Origin of the sequence: Achromobacter kerstersii (assembly GCF_902859595.1) — a bacterium.
Classification (GTDB): Bacteria; Pseudomonadota; Gammaproteobacteria; order Burkholderiales; family Burkholderiaceae_B; genus Achromobacter; species Achromobacter kerstersii.
Map to the genome: position 1 here is coordinate 360,670 of NZ_CADIJQ010000001.1, position 18,439 is coordinate 379,108.

The following is an 18,439-nucleotide window of genomic DNA, read 5'->3' on the forward strand; positions in this document are numbered from 1 at the left end:
AAACAGCGTATTAGGCATCGGTGAATCTGGGTCGGTGAAACAACGCGCTGTTCAATGGTCTCAAAGAAAGGGCTGACAGCGCGGCGCGTGCATATTCCTTTTTATTGCGTTCAATGTCGGAATACACGCAGCGACATTACCATGGCTGCTCCGTAAATTGGGGCGCAGGTTGCGTGCGGCTGACCTAGTACGATCAGCCTATCGGAATAGGCCGCGGTTTATGCGGTTGCACCGTTGCGTGCGCCGCGCCATTTCAGCCGTAATCGCTCCAGCCCCAAATAAACAATGGGTGTCGTATAGAGCGTCAGGAACTGGCTGATCATTAATCCGCCGACGATGGCGATGCCCAGCGGGCGTCGCAGCTCGGACCCTTCGCCCATGCCCAATACCAGAGGCAAAGCGCCTAGAAGTCCCGCCAAATTGGTCATCACTATGGGGCGCAGGCGCAGCATGGCGGCGCGGTGAATCGCCTGTTCGGGCGTCAGCCCTTCACGCCGTTCCAGGCTGAGCGCAAAGTCAATCATCAAAATGGCGTTCTTCATGACGATGCCGACAAGCAGGAACAGGCCTAGCAGCGCAATCAGGGTGAACTCGATGTTGGCAAGGCGCAACGCCAGCAGCGCGCCGACGCCCGCCGAGGGCAATGTCGACAAAATCGTCAGCGGATGCAGCGGGCTTTCATACAAGATGCCCAGCACCAGATAGATGGCGACCAGCACCGCCAGGATCAGCCAGGGCTGGTCTTGCAGGCTTTGCTGGAAGTTGCGGGCGTCGCCGCCCAGCCGCGTCTGGATTGTGGAGGGCACCATCAGCTTGGCCAGGGTGGCGTCGATGGCGGCCAACCCTTGCTCCAGCGACACGCCCGGCGCCAGCGAGAAACCCACCCCCACGGCGGCGAACAGCCCGTCGTGGAAGACGCGGTCATTGACCAGCCCGTTGTCATACGTGGCGAATGCGGTCAGCGGCACGCGTGTGCCGTCGGCAGCCACGACGTACACCTGTTCCAGCACCTCGGGGTCTTCCGTGTAGCGGGGGTCCAGCTCCAGCACCACGCGGTACTGGTTCATGGCGTCGTACAACGTGGCGACCTGGCGCTGGCTGAATGAGTTGCTGAGCACGCTGCTGATCGTGTTCATGTCCACGCCCAGCCGTTGCGCTGCGCTGCGGTCGATGTTGATCACGACCTGCTGCGTGGCGCCGTCGCCTTCGGCGTCCACATCGCGCAGTTCGGGGATGTCTTGCATGGCCTTGGAAATCTTGCGCGACCATTGCCGCAGCGCCGGCACGTCGCTGGCCATGATGGCCAGTTCGTGGTCGCCGGAATTGCCGAACCCGCCGGGCATCCGCAAGTCCTGGTCTACGTTCAAAAAGAACATGCCGCCCGGCACGGCGGGCGCATTCGTGCGCAGCCAGTTGATGACGGCGGTGGATGGTTCACCGCGTTCGGCCACGGGCTTGAGCCGGATCAGGAACAGTGAATTGCTGATGCCCAGGCCGCCGCCGTTGTAGCCGATGACGTCTTGCACGGCCGGGTGCTTCAGCACCAGTTGGCGGTATTGATCAATCTTGGGCTGCATGACCTGGAAAGAGAAACCGTCATCGCCGCGTACGAAACCCATCAGCTGCCCGGTGTCTTGCACCGGCAGGAAGCCCTTGGGCGCTTCTATATAGAGGTAGACGTTCAAGCCAACGACGCCAGCCAGCAGCAACAAGGTCAGGCGCGCATGGCCCAGCACGCGCGTGAGGGACTTGCCGTACCAGGCGTGTGCGCGGCCGAAGGCGGCTTGCATGCGGGACGGGCGGGGCGGGTGGAGAGGGCGGGGCACGTGGCCGGCGCCCGTCGCAGGCGTGGCCGGATGCTCCCCCGGTTTGAGCCAGCGGGCGCAGAGCGCGGGAATGATCGCCACCGAGACCACCAGCGAAATCACCGTGGCGGCCACCAGCGTGATCGAAAATTCGCGGAACAGCCGTTCGACCAGGCCGCCCATGAACAGGATGGACACGAACACGACGCTTAGCGCCAGCGTCATGGCGACCAGCGTGAAGCCCACTTCGCGCACGCCGCGCAGGGCGGCCTGGCGGGGAGACAGGCCACGTTCGATGTGGCGCGAGATATTTTCCAGCACCACGATGGCGTCATCCACCACCAGGCCGGCGGCCACGATCAGCGCCATCAGCGACAGGTTGTTCAGCGAAAAGCCAAACAGGTACATGACGGCGAAGGTGGCGATCAGGCACACCGGAATCGCTACGCTGGGAATCGCTGCCGCGCGCGCATTGCCCAGGAACAGCCACACCACCAGGATGACCAGCGCCGTCGCCAGCGCCAGCGTGATGTGGGCTTCGCGCAGCGTGGCGTTGATGCCGGGTGAGCGGTCCAGCGCCACGGTCAGGTCCACGTCGGCGGGCATCAGCGCGCGCAAGCCGGGCAAGGCGTCGTTGATGGCGCCGATGGTTTCAATGATGTTGGCGCCGGTCTGGCGGCTGATCGTCAGCACCACGGCCGGGTTGTGGTTGTGAAAGCCGCTGCTATAGCGGTTTTCGACGGAATCACTGACCTTGGCCACTTGCGATAGCCGGATCACCGCGCCGTCTTCGTGGCGCACGATCAGGCTGTTGTAGTCATGCGCGGTGCGGGGCTGCTCGGGCGTGCCGACTTCCCAGCGCTGGCCGGCCGAATCCAGCTGGCCCAGTGGGCGCATCGGCGCGGCGTTTGAGATGGCTTGGCGCACGTCGTCCAGCGCCACGCCGTAATGGGCCAGCGCGTTGGGGTTGACCTGCACACGCACGGCGGGCAGCGAGCTGCCGCCCATGGTCACTTCGCCTACGCCATTGATTTGCGACAGCTTTTGCGCCAACACCGTCGAACCCAGGTCATACAGCTGGCCGGCGGGGCGGGTGGCGGAACTGAGCGCCAGCGCCATGATGGGCGCTTGCGACGGGTTGACCTTGCGGTACGTGGGGTTGCCCGGCATGCCGGCCGGAAGCTCGGCGCGCGCCGCGTTGATGGCGGCTTGCACGTCGCGGGCGGCTTCGTTGATGTCGCGGTCCAGGTCGAACTGCAACTGCACGCGGGTGGCGCCCTGGTTGCTGGACGAGGTCATGGCGCTGACGCCCGCGATGCTGCCCAGCGCCCGTTCCAGCGGCGCGGCCACGGTGCTGGCCATGCTTTCGGGGCTGGCGCCGGGTAACTCGGCGCGCACTTCAATGGTGGGGAAGTCGACTTGGGGCAGCGGCGACACGGGCAGCAGCCGCCACGCGACGGCGCCCAGCAACGTCAATGCGATCGCCAGGAAGATGCAGGCGACCGGGCGGTGCAGCAAGGCCCGGATCATGCGTCGGACCCGTCAGCGCGGGCGGTTGGCGTGGCGGGGGTGGTGGGGTTGTTGGGAACACCGCGCCGTTGCCCCAGCCGGTGAAAGAACAGATACACGGCCGGCGTCGTGAACAGCGTCAGCACCTGGCTGACCAGCAGCCCGCCCACCATGACCCAGCCCAGCGGCTGGCGCAGTTCCGCGCCGGAGCCGGTGGCCAGCATCAGCGGCAACGCGCCGAACAAGGCGGCCAGCGTGGTCATCAGAATGGGGCGCAGGCGCAGCAGCGCCGCTTCGCGGATGGCGGCGTGCGGCGCCAGCCCGCGCGTGCGTTCGGCTTCCAGCGCGAAGTCCACCATCATGATGCCGTTCTTTTTCACCAGGCCGATCAGCAAAATGATGCCGATCACGGCAATCAGATCCAGCGGCCGGCCCGTGATCAGCAACGCCAGCAACGCACCCACGGTGGCTGACGGCAGCGTCGACAGAATGGTGATGGGGTGGATGGCGCTTTCATACAGCATGCCCAGCACCAGATACATGGTGACGACAGCGGCCAGCATCAGCCACAGCGTGTTCGACAACGACGCCTGGAACGCCGACGCCGCGCCTTGCAGGCGCAGTTCCACGCTGGGCGGCATGGCGATGTCTTGCTTGGCGGCTTCAATGGCGGCGATGGCTTCGCCCAGCGAACCGCCCGGCGGCAGGTTGAACGACAGGTTCACCGCCGGAAATTGCGACAGGTGGTTCACCGCCAGCGGCACGGCGCGTTCGCTGACGGTGGCCAGCGCCGACAGCGGAATCGCCTGGCCGTCTTCGGTTTGCAGGTGGATGCGTTCCAGCGCGTCGGGGCTTACGGCCATGGAACGGTCCACTTCCAACACCACACGATATTGGTTCGACTGCGTGAACAGCGTCGCCACCTGGCGTTGGCCGAAGGCGTTGTATAGCGTCTGCACCACGTCGTCCATCGTCACGCCCAGGCGGGCGGCGGTGTCGCGGGACACTTGCAAATAGGCTTGGCGGCCGTCGCCTTGCAGGTCGGACGACACATCGGCCAGCGCGGGCGACTCGGCCAGGCGCTGCGTCAGCGCGTGGCTCCATTGCGTCAACAAGGCGCTGTCGGGCGACGTCAGGGTGAACTGGAACTGGCCACGGCTGACGCGGTCTTCGATGTTCAGTTCCTGCACGGGTTGCAGAAAGAGCGAAATGCCGTGAACCTCGCGGGCACGCGCATCCAGCCGCGCCATCACGTCCGCCAGCGGCGCGCTGCGTTCGCCCCAGGGCTTCAGGTTGATCAGCAGGCGGCCGGTGTTCAGCGTCGTGTTCATGCCGTCGATGCCAATGAAGGACGACAGGCTTTCCACGTCGGGGTCGGCCAAGAGGCTGGCGGCCACCGCTTGCTGGCGGCGCGACATTGCGTCAAACGACGTGCTCTGGGACGACTGCGTCACGCCTTGCAGCACGCCGCCGTCCTGCACCGGGAAAAACCCTTTAGGTACGGCCAGATAGAGCAGGCCGGTCAGCACCACCGTACCCACCATTACCAGCAGCGTCAGGCGCTGATGGCGCAGCGTGACGTCCAGCCAGCCGGCATAGCGCGCCTGGATGCGGTCCAGCAGACCGGGGCGGGATTCCACATGCGCGGGCAACAGGCGCGCGCACATCATCGGCGTGAGCGTCAGCGACACCGCCAGAGAAATCAGGATGGCCACGGCCAGCGTGATAGCAAATTCCCGGAACAGCCGGCCGACCACGTCTTCCATGAACAGCAGCGGAATCAGCACGGCGATGAGCGACAGCGTCAGCGACACCAGCGTGAAGCCGATCTGCCCCGCGCCCTTTAACGCTGCCGACATCGGGCTATGGCCTTGTTCGCGGTAACGGGCAATGTTCTCCAGCATGACGATGGCGTCGTCCACGACGAAACCCGCGCCGATGGTCAGCGCCATCAGCGTCAGGTTATTGGTGGAAAAGCCAGCCAGGTGCATGAAGCCGAACGTGCCGATCAAGGACAGCGGCACGGCCAGGCTGGGGATCAGCGTGGCGGGCAGGTTGCGCAGGAACAGAAACGTCACCAGCACAACCAAGCCCACGGCGAAGACCAGTTCCCATTGCACGCCGCGTACTGATGCGCGAATGCTCTCGGTACGGTCGGTCAGAATGCGGACCTGGGCGGCGGCCGGCAGGCTGGCGGTCAGTTGCGGCAGCAGCGCCTTGACCTGGTCGGCCACGGCGATGACGTTTGCGCCCGGCTGGCGCTGGATGTTGACGAGCACGGCGGGTTGTTTGTCGACCCAGGCCGCCAGGTAGCGGTCTTCAGCGCCGTCCTCGACGGTGGCGACCTGGCCCAGCCGCACCGGCGCGCCGTTCTTCCAGGCCACGATCAGTTCGCGGTATTCGTCGGCGCTTTGCAGCTGGTCGTTCGCGTCCATGATGACCGAGCGCACCGGGCCGTCGAAGCTGCCCTTGGGCTGATTGGAATTGGCCTTGCTGATGGCTTCCTGCACGTCAGACAGTTGCAGCCCGCGCGCGGCCAACGCCATCGGGTTGACCTGCACGCGCACGGCGGGCCGCTGGCCGCCAGCCAGGCTCACCATGCCCACGCCAGACAGCTGCGACAGGCGTTGCGTCATGCGCGTGTCGACCAGGTCATAGACTTTGGGCAGCGGCAGGGAATCGGACGTTACCGCCAGCGTCAGGATCGGCACGTCGGCGGGGTTGACCTTGCGGTAGACGGGCGGCGTTGGCAAGTCGTTGGGCAGCAGCGAGCCGCTGGCGCTGATGGCGGCCTGCACTTCCTGTTCGGCCACGCCCAGCGATACGTCCAATGAAAATTGCAGCGTGATGACCGAGATGCCGCTGCCGCTGGTGGACGACATCTGCTTCAAGCCCGGTATCTGCCCGAAGCGCCGTTCCAGCGGCGCCGTCACCGCGCGCGCCGTCACGTTGGGACTCGCGCCCGGATACGGGGTCGTGACCTGGATGATGGGGTAATCGACCTGCGGCAGCGCGGCCACCGGCAGCATGCGCCAGGCCAGAATGCCCGACAGCAGCAGGGCGATCATCAGGAAGGACGTCGCCACGGGGCGCAGGATGAAGGGGCGTGACAGGCTCATGCGCGGGTCAGGGTCAACAATCAGGTTAGGGATTCAACGATCTGGACGCCGCGGCCGTCATGCAGACGGTCCACGCCTTCGACCACGACGCGTTCGGTGGGGGCGAGCCCCGCTTCCACGACGACGCGGCCGGCGTTGGCGGGGCCAAGTTGCAGCACGCGGCGGGTGGCGCGGGTGTCCTCGCCAATGACGAATACGAACGCGCCTTCCGAGCCGTACTGCACGGCGGCCGACGGAATGGTGACGGCGTTGTCTTGCTGCACCACCGCCAGCCGGATGTTCACGAACTGATTCGGAAACAGCGATTCGTCGGCGTTGTCGAAGCGGGCGCGCAGGCGCACGGTGCCGCTGGTGGTTTGAATGCGATTGTCCAGCGCTTCCAGCGTGCCTTCGGCCAGCACGCGGCGGTCGTCGGCGTCCCAGGCTTCTACGCGCAACACGGCGGTCTTGGCTTGCGCCCGGCGCAGAATGTCGAGCCGCGTTTCCGAAATGCTGAAGATCGCGGAAATGGGCATCGTCTGCACCACCGTCGTCAGCCCGTCGGTGTCGCTCGCCCGTACATGGTTACCGGCGTCGACGCGGCGCAGCCCGATGCGGCCGTCCTGCGGCGCCACGATACGGGTGTGGTCAAGCAGGCGCTGCGCGTCGGCCACTTGGGCGCGGTTCAATTGGCGTTGCGCGAGGTAGGCGCGCACTTGGGCTTCGGCGGTGTCCAGTTGCTGCCCGGCCACGGCTTCCTGGCGCGCCAGCTTGCGGTAGCGTTGAAGGTCGGCTTGGGCGTTGTCCAGCAGTGCTTGCGTGCGCGCCAGCTCGCCTTCGGCGGCGGCCAGCGCGGTTTGATAGGGGCGGGCGTCGATCTCGGCCAGCAACTGGCCGCGCGTGACTGCCTGGCCTTCTGTGAAGTGCAGCCGCATCAATTCGCCATCCACCTGGCTGCGCAACACGACGTGCGACAGCGGCGTGATGGTGCCTAGCGCATGCAGATCGCGTTGCAGCGGGCCGACGCGCGCCGTCGCCACGCTGACCGCCACGGGAATTTGCCCGTATTCGGGGGGGCGGGGAGCTGCCGGGCCTTTTTCTCTTGTCAGCCAGTACGCGGCCCCGATCAGCACAGCCAGCAACAGAGCGGCGGTGATCAGGAACAAGCGCTTGCGTCTAGGAGTGTGGCCCGCAAAGGTGGGGTGAAACGGGGGCAGAGACATCTAGGCTGCCATTCCAGGGTGTTGCGGACAGCCGTGATTCTATATTAATAATAATGATTAGCGTTATTGATGAAGATTTTCAAGAGGGGTTTGCACGAATCGTTTAGAGTGGCGGCTAATTTCTATACCCGGTCAGCAAGGAGCAGGTCCATGGGCGAACATTCCCTAGAAAGTCCGCGTCAATATTTCGAACGTCTTCAGGCCCGGCTTGAGACGGAAAACGCCCGGTTGCAGCAGTGGGGCGCGGTGGAAGCCGAGTACCAGCGCAAGTACACCGAAGGCCTGGTGCCGCTGGAAACCCAGTTGCAGGAACTGCGCATGAAGCTCGTGCTGTGCTTTGATCACGCGCACAAGAACATGGGCTTGTCCAAGGCCGAACGCGAATTCGTGTCGGAGCTCGTCACCGAGTTCTCGGAAGAATTGCTGTTGCTGGCCGAGAAGGGCGAGTTGCCAGCTGGCTGCGACGCCGAGCGTCTGAAGACGCTGTACAAGAAGCACAGCGGCGCTGACTACGATGTGGCCGCCGTCGAAGAAACCGAAGTCGCGAAGGCCGAACTGATCGAAGCGCTGGAGCTGGACCGGGACACCGACCTGTCCACGTTCACGCCCGCGCAATTGCTGCGCATCATCCAGGATCAAGCCGAGGACGACGAGGACGCCGAGGAACTCTTGGCCGTGGCGCGCGCCGCCACGCGCAGCACGACGCCCAACGCGGTGGTGTGGCAAGCGATGCAAGACGAAGAAGCGGCGCGCCGCCAGCAGGGCACAGCGGATCTGACGCCGGTGGGCGAGGTGGCCGACGACGGTCTGGCCAAGGCCAACGCCACGCTGCAAGCCCAGCTGGACGAAGTGCTGCATCAAGCCAGCTACGCGGAAGAGGGCTTCAAACTGCGTTACGACCTGGACCCGTTCGCGTCGTTCGACCCGGACACGGTGCTGGAAGACCTGGACGCCGATATCGAAGACATCCAGGAATACATCCGCGAACTGGAACACGAGGTGATGCAGTTTTCAGACCAGGCGCTGCTCAAGGGCTGGCTGAAGGCGATGAAGCGCGAAATCGCGGCGATTGAACGCCGCGAAGGCCGCGAAGGGTAATTCCCGCGCCTCGCCCCGCGCGACTGGGTGCGCGCCGCTCAGGTCTGCCTGGCAACCGGCACGACCCGCAACCCAGACGCCGCCGCAGGGGCGGCGTCTGCACGTGGGCGGATCATCAGCGGAAAGAAGCGCCACAGGTACAGGCCCAGCGCCAGCACCCAGGCGGCGGTTGACGCGTGCAGCAAGCCGATGCTTGCCACGGTAGGCAGCAGGGCGGCCAAACGCAGTGCGGCGGCCAGCAGCATCAGGACGTAGCTGGCGACCATGCTGCGGTCGGTGCGCAAGGGCCGGCCCAGATGGCCGAGCGCGGTGCGCGTCACCATGCCCAGAATCAATACCGAAAAGCCTGCGACGCCGATGGCATGCGCAGGCCAGGCGGCGCGGCTGACATAGCCGCCCAGGTGCGCCGCGCCGACCAGCAGGCCGATGGCCAGCCCGCCGTAACCGGCATACAGAATCCACAGCAGCGGCACGCCGCGCACGGCCCAGGGCTTCCACGACAGCCATTGCACCATCGCAATGACTCCCGTGGCGGCCAGCGCCAGCGCGGCAATGCGGGGCTGGCCCGCCAGCAGGCAAACGATGGCGGCGATGCCCGTACCCAATTGCCAGTGGCCGCTACGCGTGTGCGGGGGAATTTCCAGCCCGGCCACCGCGCGCTTGGCGAAAAACGGAATGACGCGGCGGGCGATCAGCAAGGTCAGCACCGCCATGCACAGCAAGCCGGCATTGAAGTAGCGCATCAAGGCCAGGTAATCGCCCTGGACGGCGGCCCAAAGATATAGCGCGTTGGTCGCCGCCAGCCCCAGCAGCAGCACCGGCACGCCCGCGTTGCGGCGGTTGCGCGTGACCCACACCGCGCGGCCCAGCGCAGCCGCGCCCCAGACGAAGAACGCCAGGTCCGCCACCACCGCAATCAGAAAAGCCGTGCGCCCCGGCACCAGATACCCGGCACGCGCCACGACCCACAATCCGCACAGCCCGGCCAGCGCATTGCCGCGCAAGGGGTTCTTGCCCGTCCAGTTGGCGCCCGCCGTCAGCAAAAAGCCCACGGCGATGGTGGCGACAAAGCCCCACAACATTTCGTGCGCATGCCAGAACACGCCGCCCAGCAGGCCGGTGATACGGCCGGGCGCATGCACCCATAGCCAGACGGATACCAGCGCCCAGAAGCAGCCGGCGAGATACAGGGGGCGAAACCCCATTTCGGTAAAGGCCGCCCATTGCGGACGGGGGCGGCCGGCGGGCGATCCGGGTTCTTCCAGAGTGAGTAGCGGGGGCATGGCGGTGTCTCGCCTTTAAAGGTGTATTTGAAATGCATATTAATGCGCTCAGCGGCGCGCGGCCAGTGAAAAAGCTTGATCCCGCGCAAACGCAGGCGGGATGCCGGGGTGACTAGACACATTGGCAGGGGCCGGATGGTCAGCTGGCGAATGGCCGCGGCGGGGCGGCGTGCCTAGGCTAGCCACATGTCTTCGTGAGCAAAGCGAGAGTAACCATGACAGCAGCAACATCCCCGTCCGGCAGGCCGATGCGGGTTCTGATTTCCAGCACGTTCGCCTTCACCATCTGTTTCGCCGTGTGGATGATCTTCGCGGTGCTGGGCATCCCCATCAAAGCGCAGCTTGGCTTGTCCGAAACGCAGTTCGGCCTGTTGGCCGCCATGCCGGTGCTGACGGGTTCGCTGGTGCGGGTGCCGCTGGGCATCTGGACCGACCGCTACGGCGGCCGCCCGGTGTTCTTCATTCTGATGCTGTTGGCGGTGGTGCCGATCTGGCTGCTGTCTTATGCCACCGAGTACTGGCAGTTTCTGGTGTTGGCGCTGTTCGTTGGGCTGACGGGCGGCTCGTTCTCGGTCGGCACGCCCTACGTGGCGCGCTGGTTCCCGCGCAACAAGCAGGGCTTGGCCATGGGCGTGTTCGGCGCCGGCAACTCGGGGTCAGCCATCACCAAGTTCGTGGCGCCGGCCTTGATGGCGGCTGCCGGCGGCGCGTGGGTCATCGTGCCGCAGGTGTATGCCGTAGCGCTGCTCGTCACCGCCGTGCTGTTCTGGATGTTCTCGGCGTCCGACCCCGCGCACCGCGTCACGCAACGCGCAACCTTGTCGGCGCAGTTCGCCATGCTGAAAGACCCGCGCGTCTGGCGCTACTGCCAGTACTACTCGGTGGTGTTCGGCGGCTACGTGGCGCTGGCGCTGTGGATGACCAAGTACTACATCGGCGAATACGGTTTCGACATGAAGCTGGCCGCACTGCTGGCCGCCTGCTTCTCGTTGCCGGGCGGCGTGTTGCGCGCCCTGGGCGGCTGGATCTCGGACCGCTATGGCGCCTACAAGACCACGTGGTGGGTGATGTGGGTGTGCTGGGTGGCGTTCTTCCTGTTGAGCTACCCGCAAACGGAATTCACCGTCATGACGGCCAATGGCGCAAAAAGCTTTGGCATCGCGCTGGGCCCGGTCACGTTCACCGTGCTGCTGTTTGTGGTCGGCATCGCGATGGCCATCGGCAAGGCCTCCGTCTTCAAGTTCATCTCGGACGAGTTCAGCGACAACATCGGCGCCGTGTCCGGCATCGTGGGGTTGGCGGGTGGGTTGGGCGGATTCGTGCTGCCCATTCTGTTCGGCGTGCTGCTGGACCTGACCGGCGTGCGCTCCAGCGCCTTCATGTTGCTGTACGGCACGGTCTGCGTGTCGCTGATCTTCATGCACTTCAGTTTCCGGCCGGAAAGCACGGCGCGTGGCCAGGCCAGTGCGGCCGCCGCCATCGCCGCCAACGCCCGCAAGCAGGCCGCCTGATCTCTCATTTTCCGCAAAGAGCCTCTCATGTCCACTCAAGTTCTATCCCGTTGGGAGCCGGAAAACCCCGGCTTCTGGAAGCAGACCGGCGCGCGCATCGCCAACCGCAATCTCTGGATTTCGATACCCGCCTTGATGCTGGCGTTCAGCATCTGGATGCTGTGGAGCGTGGTCGTCGTGAACCTGGACCGCGCCGGTTTCATGCTGTCGAAGAATCAGCTGTTCTGGCTGACGGCGTTGCCCGCGCTGTCGGGCGCGACCTTGCGCATCTTCTATTCTTTTCTGGTGCCGGTGTTTGGCGGGCGCAAGTGGACGGCCATTTCCACGGCCTCGCTGCTGATCCCGGCGCTTGGCATGGGTTTTGCCTTGCGTGACCCCACTACGTCGTTTCCGACCCTGCTGATCCTGGCCTTGCTGTGCGGCTTGGGCGGCGGCAACTTCAGTTCCAGCATGGCCAACATCAGCTTCTTTTTTCCTAAGGAAAAGAAGGGCTTGGCGACGGGGCTGAATGCGGGCATCGGCAATCTGGGGGTGTCGCTGGCGCAGTTCGTGGTGCCGGTCGTGATCTCGGTCGGGGTGTTCGGCGTGGCCGGTGGCGCGCCGCAGGCAATCACCGTCAACGGCGCGCAGCAGAACCTGTGGCTGCAGAACGCGGGCTTCATCTGGGTGATTCCCATCGCCATCGCGGCCATCGCCGCGTGGTTCGGCATGAACGATATCGCCGATGCGCGCGCATCGTTCGCGGACCAGGCGGTGATCTTCAAGCGCAAGCACAACTGGTTGATGTGCTGGCTGTATGTGGGCACGTTCGGGTCGTTCATCGGCTTTTCGGCGGGTTTCGCCATGTTGACGAAGACGCTGTTTCCGCAGGTGGACCCGATGACGTACGCGTTTCTGGGGCCGCTGGTGGGCTCGCTGACCCGTCCGCTAGGCGGCTGGGTGTCCGACAAGCTGGGCGGCGCGCGCGTCACGCTGTTCACCTTCGCCGGCATGATCGCCGCGGTGCTGGGCGTGGTGACGTTCCTGCCCGTGGCGGGCCAGGGCGGTGACTTCAACGGCTTTCTGGCGATGTTCATCGTGCTGTTCGCGTTGACCGGCCTGGGCAACGGCTCCACGTTCCGCATGATCCCCGTGATCTTCCTGCGCGAACGCACGCAGGCCGCGCAAGGCAAGGGCGCGGCGGGCCAGAAGCAGGCCATGAGCGAAGCGGCCAAGGAATCGGCGGCGGTGCTGGGCTTTTCGGGCGCGATTGGCGCGTATGGCGGCTTCTTCATTCCGCGCAGCTTCGGCACGTCGCTGGAGATGACGGGCGGCGTGCAAGCCGCGCTGTATTGCTTCATCGGGTTTTACGCGAGCTGCATGCTGATTACGTGGTGGTACTACGCGCGCCGCAACGCACCGGTGCCGTGCTGATGGCGCGCGCGCAACCCATCACGCTTGCAGTGACTAGTCACTCTGCCGAGCTCGGGCTGTCCCACCGGCGAATGGCCGGGGGACGGACCAACGCCTACAGTGGTTTCAACGCATTGATCGCAGTACGCGCCGTTCAAACCGGCGTTCTTGGAGAAACACAATGAGTCATTTTCTGGACCGGCTGAAGTTCATGTCGCGGGTGAAATCCACCTTTGCCGATGGCCATGGCGAAACGGTCAACGAAGACCGCAAGTGGGAAAACGCCTATCGCTCGCGCTGGCAGCACGACAAGGTGGTGCGGTCGACCCACGGCGTGAACTGCACCGGGTCGTGCTCGTGGAAGGTTTACGTCAAGAACGGCTTGATCACGTGGGAAACGCAGCAGACCGACTACCCGCGCACGCGGCCCGATCTGCCCAACCACGAGCCGCGCGGCTGTCCGCGTGGCGCGTCATACAGCTGGTACGTGTATTCGGCGCAACGCGTGAAGTACCCGATGATCCGCGGCCGTCTGATGGAAATGTGGCGCGACGCCCGCAAAACCATGGACCCCATCGCCGCCTGGGAATGGATCAGCCAGAACCCCGCGCGCGCCAAGCGCTACAAGTCCGTGCGCGGCCTGGGCGGCTTCGTCCGCGCCGACTGGGACACGGCTACCGAAATCATCGCCGCCGCCAACGCGCTGACCATCAAGAAATTCGGCCCCGACCGCGTGATCGGCTTCTCGCCGATTCCGGCCATGTCCATGGTCAGCTACGCCGCCGGCGCGCGCTACCTGAGCTTGCTGGGCGGTGCCTGCCTGAGTTTCTATGACTGGTATTGCGACCTGCCGCCGGCCAGCCCGCAAATCTGGGGCGAGCAAACCGACGTGCCGGAATCGGCCGACTGGTACAACTCGACCTATCTGATGGTGTGGGGCTCGAACGTGCCGCAGACCCGCACGCCCGACGCGCACTTCTATACCGAGGTCCGCTACAAGGGCACGAAAACCGTCGCCGTTTCCAGCGACTTCGGCGAAATGGTCAAGTTCGGCGACATCTGGCTGGCGCCCAAGCAGGGCACGGACGCCGCGCTGGCCATGGCAATGGGCCATGTGATCCTGAAAGAATTCCACCTGTCGGCCAACCCGTCGCCGTACTTCCAGGACTACGTGCGGCGCTACACCGACATGCCGATGCTGGTCTTGCTGAAAGCGCGCGACGGCTTCCATGCGCCAGACCACTTCCTGCGCGCCTCGCACCTGGACGGCGCTTTAGGCGAGCAGAACAACCCCGACTGGAAGACGCTGGTGATGGACGCCCATACCGGCGACTTTGTGGCGCCCAACGGCAGCATCGGCTTTCGCTGGGGCGAGGGCGCGGTCAATGGCGGCGAGAAGGTCGGCCGCTGGAACCTGGAATCCAAGAACGGCGGTGATGGCCGCGAGATCGGGCCCACGCTCAGCCTGCTCGGCCAGAACAGTGAAACGGTCGCCGTCGGCTTTCCGTACTTCGGCAGCGAACACGACGAGCTGCTGGTGCGCAACGTGCCGGCCCGCCGCATCCGCCTGGCTGACGGTTCGGAGGCGCTGGTCGCCACCGTGTATGACCTGCAAATGGCCAACTACGGGCTGGATCGGGGCCTGGGCGGCGGCAACGTCGCGACGTCGTTTGACGACGACGTGCCTTACACGCCGGCCTGGCAGGAAAAGCACACCGGCGTGCCGCGCGCGCAGGTGATCCAGGTGGCGCGCGAGTTCGCGCAGAACGCGCACGACACCGAAGGCAAGTCGATGGTGATCGTGGGCGCGGGCCTGAATCACTGGTATCACATGGACATGATCTACCGCGGCATCATCAACATGCTGATGATGTGCGGCTGCGTGGGCAAAAGCGGCGGCGGCTGGGCGCATTACGTGGGCCAGGAAAAGCTGCGTCCGCAGTTCGGCTGGGCGCCGCTGGCGTTTGCGTCAGACTGGGTGCGCCCGCCGCGCCAGATGAACGGCACATCTTTCTTCTACGCGCACACGAGCCAGTGGCGTCACGAAAAGCTGAACGTGCAGGAGGTGCTTGGGCCCACGGCCGATCGCGCCAAGTACGGCGACTTGAGCATGATCGACCTGAACGCGCGCGCCGAACGCATGGGCTGGCTGCCGTCTGCCCCGCAACTGCGCACCAATCCGCTGGATCTCGTTGCCCAGGCCGATGCCGCGGGCAAGGACCCCATCGCGCATGCGGTTGAACAGCTCAAGTCCGGCGCGCTGAAGATGTCTTGCGAAGACCCGGACGACCCCGCCAACTTCCCGCGCAACATGTTTGTGTGGCGCTCGAACATCCTGGGTTCCAGCGGCAAGGGCCACGAATACTTCCTGAAGTACCTGCTGGGCACGCAGAACGCCGTGTTCGGCGACGAAGCGGCGGCCATCAAGCCCACGGAAGTGACGTATCAGGAAGACGCCGCCGAAGGAAAACTCGACTTGCTGACCGTGCTGGACTTCCGCATGAGCACCACGTGCCTGTACGGCGACATCGTGCTGCCGACCGCCACCTGGTACGAAAAAGACGACCTGAACACGTCCGACATGCACCCCTTCATTCACCCGCTGAGCGAAGCCGTGCAACCGTTGTGGGAAAGCAAGACCGACTGGGAAATCTACAAGCTGCTGGCCAAGAAGTTCAGCGAGATCGGCGGCCCCTATCTGGGCAAGCGCCGGGATCTGGTGCTGACGCCGCTGATGCACGACACCCCCGGGGAACTGGGCCAGGCGTTCGAGCCGCGCGACTGGAAGCTGGGCGAATGCGATCTGGTGCCGGGCAAGACCGCGCCGTCGATGACGGTGGTTGAGCGCGACTACAACGACATCTACCGCAAGTTCACCTCTGTTGGCCCCTTGCTGGACAAGCTGGGCAACGGCGGCAAGGGCATCAACTGGAACACCGAGCACGAAGTGCATGAGCTGGCCGGCATCAACGAAAGCGTCGGGGAAGCGGGCGTCAGCCAAGGCCGCCCGCGCCTGGACACCGCCATCGACGCGGCCGAGATGATCCTGACCTTTGCGCCCGAGACCAACGGCCATGTGTCGGTCAAGGCGTGGGAAGCGCTGGGCAAGATCACCGGGCGCGACCACACCCATCTGGCCGTGGGCCGCGAGCACGACAAGATCCGCTTTCGCGACATCCAGGCGCAGCCGCGCAAGATCATTTCAGCGCCCACGTGGTCGGGCCTGGAAAGCGAAGAGGTCAGCTACAGCGCCGGCTATACCAACGTGCACGAACTGATCCCATGGCGCACGCTGACCGGCCGCCAGCAGTTCTACCAGGACCACCGCTGGATGCTGGATTTTGGTGAAGGCTCCTGCGTGTACAAGCCCGCCATCGACACCAAGACGGTGGCGCCCATGCTGGGCAAGTATCCCAATGGCGAGAAGGAACTGGTGCTGAACTGGCTGACGCCGCATCAGAAGTGGGGCATCCACAGCACCTACTCGGACAACCTGCGCATGCTGACGTTAAGCCGGGGCGGCCCCCACGTGTGGGTGTCGGAAACCGAGGCCAAGCAAGCGGGGCTGGTCGACAACGACTGGGTCGAAGTCTTCAACGTGAACGGCACGCTGACCGCGCGGGTGGTCGTCAGCCAGCGCGTGCCAGTCGGCATGTGCCTGATGTACCACGCGCAGGAAAAGATCGTGAACGTGCCGGGCGCCGAAACCAGCGGCAAGCGCGGCGGCATCCATAACTCGGTCACGCGCACCGTGCTCAAACCCACGCACATGATCGGCGGCTATGCGCAGCAGGCTTACGGCTTTAACTACTACGGCACCGTCGGCGCCAACCGCGACGAATTCGTGGTGCTGCGCAAGATGAACAAGGTGGACTGGCTGGAAGGCCCGCTGGTCGAAGACCCGGCTGAAGACGCAACGCAACAAGAAGAGAAGCAATCATGAGGATACGCGCCCAAATCGGCATGGTGCTGAACCTGGACAAGTGCATCGGCTGCCACACATGTTCGGTTACCTGCAAGAACGTCTGGACCAGCCGCGATGGCGTTGAATACGCCTGGTTCAACAATGTGGAAACCAAGCCCGGCATCGGTTACCCCAAGGAATGGGAGAACCAGGACAAGTGGAAGGGCGGCTGGAAGCGCACCGCCGCCGGCAAGCTGGAACCGCGCCAGGGCGGCAAGCTGCGCATCCTGGCCAACCTGTTCGCCAACCCGAACCTGCCGGCCATCGACGACTACTACGAACCCTTCACCTTCGACTACGAGCACCTGCAGAACGCGCCGTTGTCGCAAACGCCGCCCACCGCGCGCCCGGTGTCGGTGCTGACCGGCAAGAAGATGGACAAGATCCATTGGGGCCCGAACTGGGAAGACGACCTGGGCGGGGAATTCAGCGCCCGCAGCCGCGACGCGCTGTTTGAGGGCGTACAGAAAGAGATGTACTCGACGTTCGAGAACACCTTCATGATGTACCTGCCGCGCCTGTGCGAACACTGCCTGAACCCGGCCTGTGTCGCCAGCTGCCCGTCGGGCTCCATCTACAAGCGCGAAGACGATGGCATTGTGCTGGTCGACCAGGACAAATGCCGCGGCTGGCGCATGTGCATTTCGGGTTGCCCGTACAAGAAGATCTACTACAACTGGAGCAGCGGCAAAGCCGAGAAGTGCACCTTCTGCTATCCGCGCATTGAAGCCGGCCAGCCTACCGTGTGCTCGGAAACCTGCGTGGGCCGCATCCGCTATCTGGGCGTCATGCTGTACGACGCCGACCAGATTGAACGCGCCGCCGCCGTCGCCAGCGAGCAGGACCTGTACGAATCGCAGCTGGACCTGTTCCTGGACCCGCATTCGCCCGAGGTGATCGCCGCTGCGCGCGAACAGGGCATTCCCGAGTCGTGGCTGGAAGCGGCGCGCCAGTCGCCCGTTTACAAGATGGCCGTGCAATGGCGCGTGGCGTTCCCGCTGCACCCGGAATACCGCACCTTGCCGATGGTCTGGTACATCCCGCCGCTGTCGCCCATTCAAACCGCCGCCGAGGCCGGCCAGATGCCGCAACGCACCGTGGGCAAAAGCGCCATGATTCCAGACGTGTCCAGCCTGCGCATTCCCGTGCGCTACTTGGCCAACCTGCTCACGGCGGGCAAGGAAGCGCCCGTGCTGCAAGCGCTGGAACGCATGCTGGCCATGCGCGCTTACAAGCGGTCGGAAACCGTGCACGGCGAACGCGACACCGAACTGCTCAAGCAAGTGGGGCTGTCTGAAGAGACGGTGCAGGACATGTACAAGATCATGGCCATCGCCAACTACGAAGACCGCTTTGTGGTGCCCAGCAGCCACAAGGAAATCGTGGAAGACAGCTTCAACGAGAAGGGCAGCTGCGGCTTCACCTTTGGCAACGGCTGCTCGGGCGGCGTGTCCGAAGGCACCTTGTTCGGCCGCAAGCCTCAGGGCAGCGAGATCTTCATCGAGATGCCGAAGTCCCGCAAAAAGGCCGAGCTGGCCCGCTAGAAGAGGAGAACT

9 protein-coding genes are annotated in these 18,439 nt (G+C 64.7%); 5 read left to right on the forward strand and 4 right to left on the reverse strand.

Annotated features, from left to right (window positions below; all coding sequences use genetic code 11):
* Nucleotides 1-218: 218 nt before the first annotated feature.
* Genes HV765_RS01665 through HV765_RS01675 form a run of 3 tightly spaced genes read right to left on the reverse strand, consistent with a single transcriptional unit; the run spans nt 219 to nt 7,635 of the window.
* Nucleotides 219-3,335, reverse strand: a complete 3,117-nt coding sequence (locus tag HV765_RS01665; protein ID WP_175168552.1) for an efflux RND transporter permease subunit — start codon at nt 3,333-3,335, stop codon at nt 219-221.
* Nucleotides 3,332-6,433, reverse strand: a complete 3,102-nt coding sequence (locus HV765_RS01670; RefSeq protein ID WP_175168553.1) for a multidrug efflux RND transporter permease subunit — start codon at nt 6,431-6,433, stop codon at nt 3,332-3,334. Before HV765_RS01670 ends, HV765_RS01665 begins: the two co-directional genes overlap by 4 nt.
* A gap of 20 nt (nt 6,434-6,453) precedes the next feature.
* Nucleotides 6,454-7,635, reverse strand: a complete 1,182-nt coding sequence (locus tag HV765_RS01675; protein WP_175168554.1) for an efflux RND transporter periplasmic adaptor subunit — start codon at nt 7,633-7,635, stop codon at nt 6,454-6,456.
* A 150-nt stretch (nt 7,636-7,785) separates the two neighbouring features.
* On the opposite strand from HV765_RS01675, the gene HV765_RS01680 reads away from it, so the two are divergent.
* On the forward strand, nt 7,786-8,733 hold the full coding sequence (locus tag HV765_RS01680) for a molecular chaperone DnaJ (RefSeq protein ID WP_175168555.1): 948 nt from the start codon (nt 7,786-7,788) through the stop codon (nt 8,731-8,733).
* Nucleotides 8,734-8,771: 38 nt separating this feature from the next.
* On the opposite strand, the gene HV765_RS01685 is transcribed toward HV765_RS01680, so the two are convergent.
* Nucleotides 8,772-10,016 (reverse strand): NnrS family protein, encoded by a 1,245-nt coding sequence (locus tag HV765_RS01685; protein ID WP_175168556.1) that lies wholly within the window; start codon nt 10,014-10,016, stop codon nt 8,772-8,774.
* Nucleotides 10,017-10,264: 248 nt separating this feature from the next.
* On the opposite strand from HV765_RS01685, the gene HV765_RS01690 reads away from it, so the two are divergent.
* The 4 genes from HV765_RS01690 (at nt 10,265) to narH (ending at nt 18,427) form a co-directional block, all read left to right on the forward strand.
* Entirely contained in the window at nt 10,265-11,527 is a 1,263-nt protein-coding gene (locus HV765_RS01690; protein WP_175168557.1) for an MFS transporter, read from the forward strand.
* A gap of 27 nt (nt 11,528-11,554) precedes the next feature.
* Nucleotides 11,555-12,940 carry a NarK family nitrate/nitrite MFS transporter gene (locus HV765_RS01695; protein ID WP_175168558.1) on the forward strand — a complete coding sequence of 462 codons (1,386 nt, stop codon included), beginning with the start codon at nt 11,555-11,557 and terminating at the stop codon, nt 12,938-12,940.
* A gap of 160 nt (nt 12,941-13,100) precedes the next feature.
* Entirely contained in the window at nt 13,101-16,862 is a 3,762-nt protein-coding gene (locus HV765_RS01700; protein ID WP_175168559.1) for a nitrate reductase subunit alpha, read from the forward strand.
* A complete protein-coding gene (narH, locus tag HV765_RS01705; RefSeq protein ID WP_054427762.1) occupies nt 16,859-18,427 on the forward strand; it encodes a nitrate reductase subunit beta in 1,569 nt (522 codons plus the stop codon). The genes HV765_RS01700 and narH overlap by 4 nt, the downstream gene beginning before the upstream one ends.
* Nucleotides 18,428-18,439: the final 12 nt, after the last annotated feature.

Coding starts and splice junctions, on each gene's coding strand:
- HV765_RS01665 (WP_175168552.1), bottom strand. CDS start 3,335: ATGATCCGGGCCTTGCTGCACCGCCCGGTCGCCTGCATCTTCCTGGCG.
- HV765_RS01670 (WP_175168553.1), bottom strand. CDS start 6,433: ATGAGCCTGTCACGCCCCTTCATCCTGCGCCCCGTGGCGACGTCCTTC.
- HV765_RS01675 (WP_175168554.1), bottom strand. CDS start 7,635: ATGTCTCTGCCCCCGTTTCACCCCACCTTTGCGGGCCACACTCCTAGA.
- HV765_RS01680 (WP_175168555.1), top strand. CDS start 7,786: ATGGGCGAACATTCCCTAGAAAGTCCGCGTCAATATTTCGAACGTCTT.
- HV765_RS01685 (WP_175168556.1), bottom strand. CDS start 10,016: ATGCCCCCGCTACTCACTCTGGAAGAACCCGGATCGCCCGCCGGCCGC.
- HV765_RS01690 (WP_175168557.1), top strand. CDS start 10,265: ATGCGGGTTCTGATTTCCAGCACGTTCGCCTTCACCATCTGTTTCGCC.
- HV765_RS01695 (WP_175168558.1), top strand. CDS start 11,555: ATGTCCACTCAAGTTCTATCCCGTTGGGAGCCGGAAAACCCCGGCTTC.
- HV765_RS01700 (WP_175168559.1), top strand. CDS start 13,101: ATGAGTCATTTTCTGGACCGGCTGAAGTTCATGTCGCGGGTGAAATCC.
- narH (WP_054427762.1), top strand. CDS start 16,859: ATGAGGATACGCGCCCAAATCGGCATGGTGCTGAACCTGGACAAGTGC.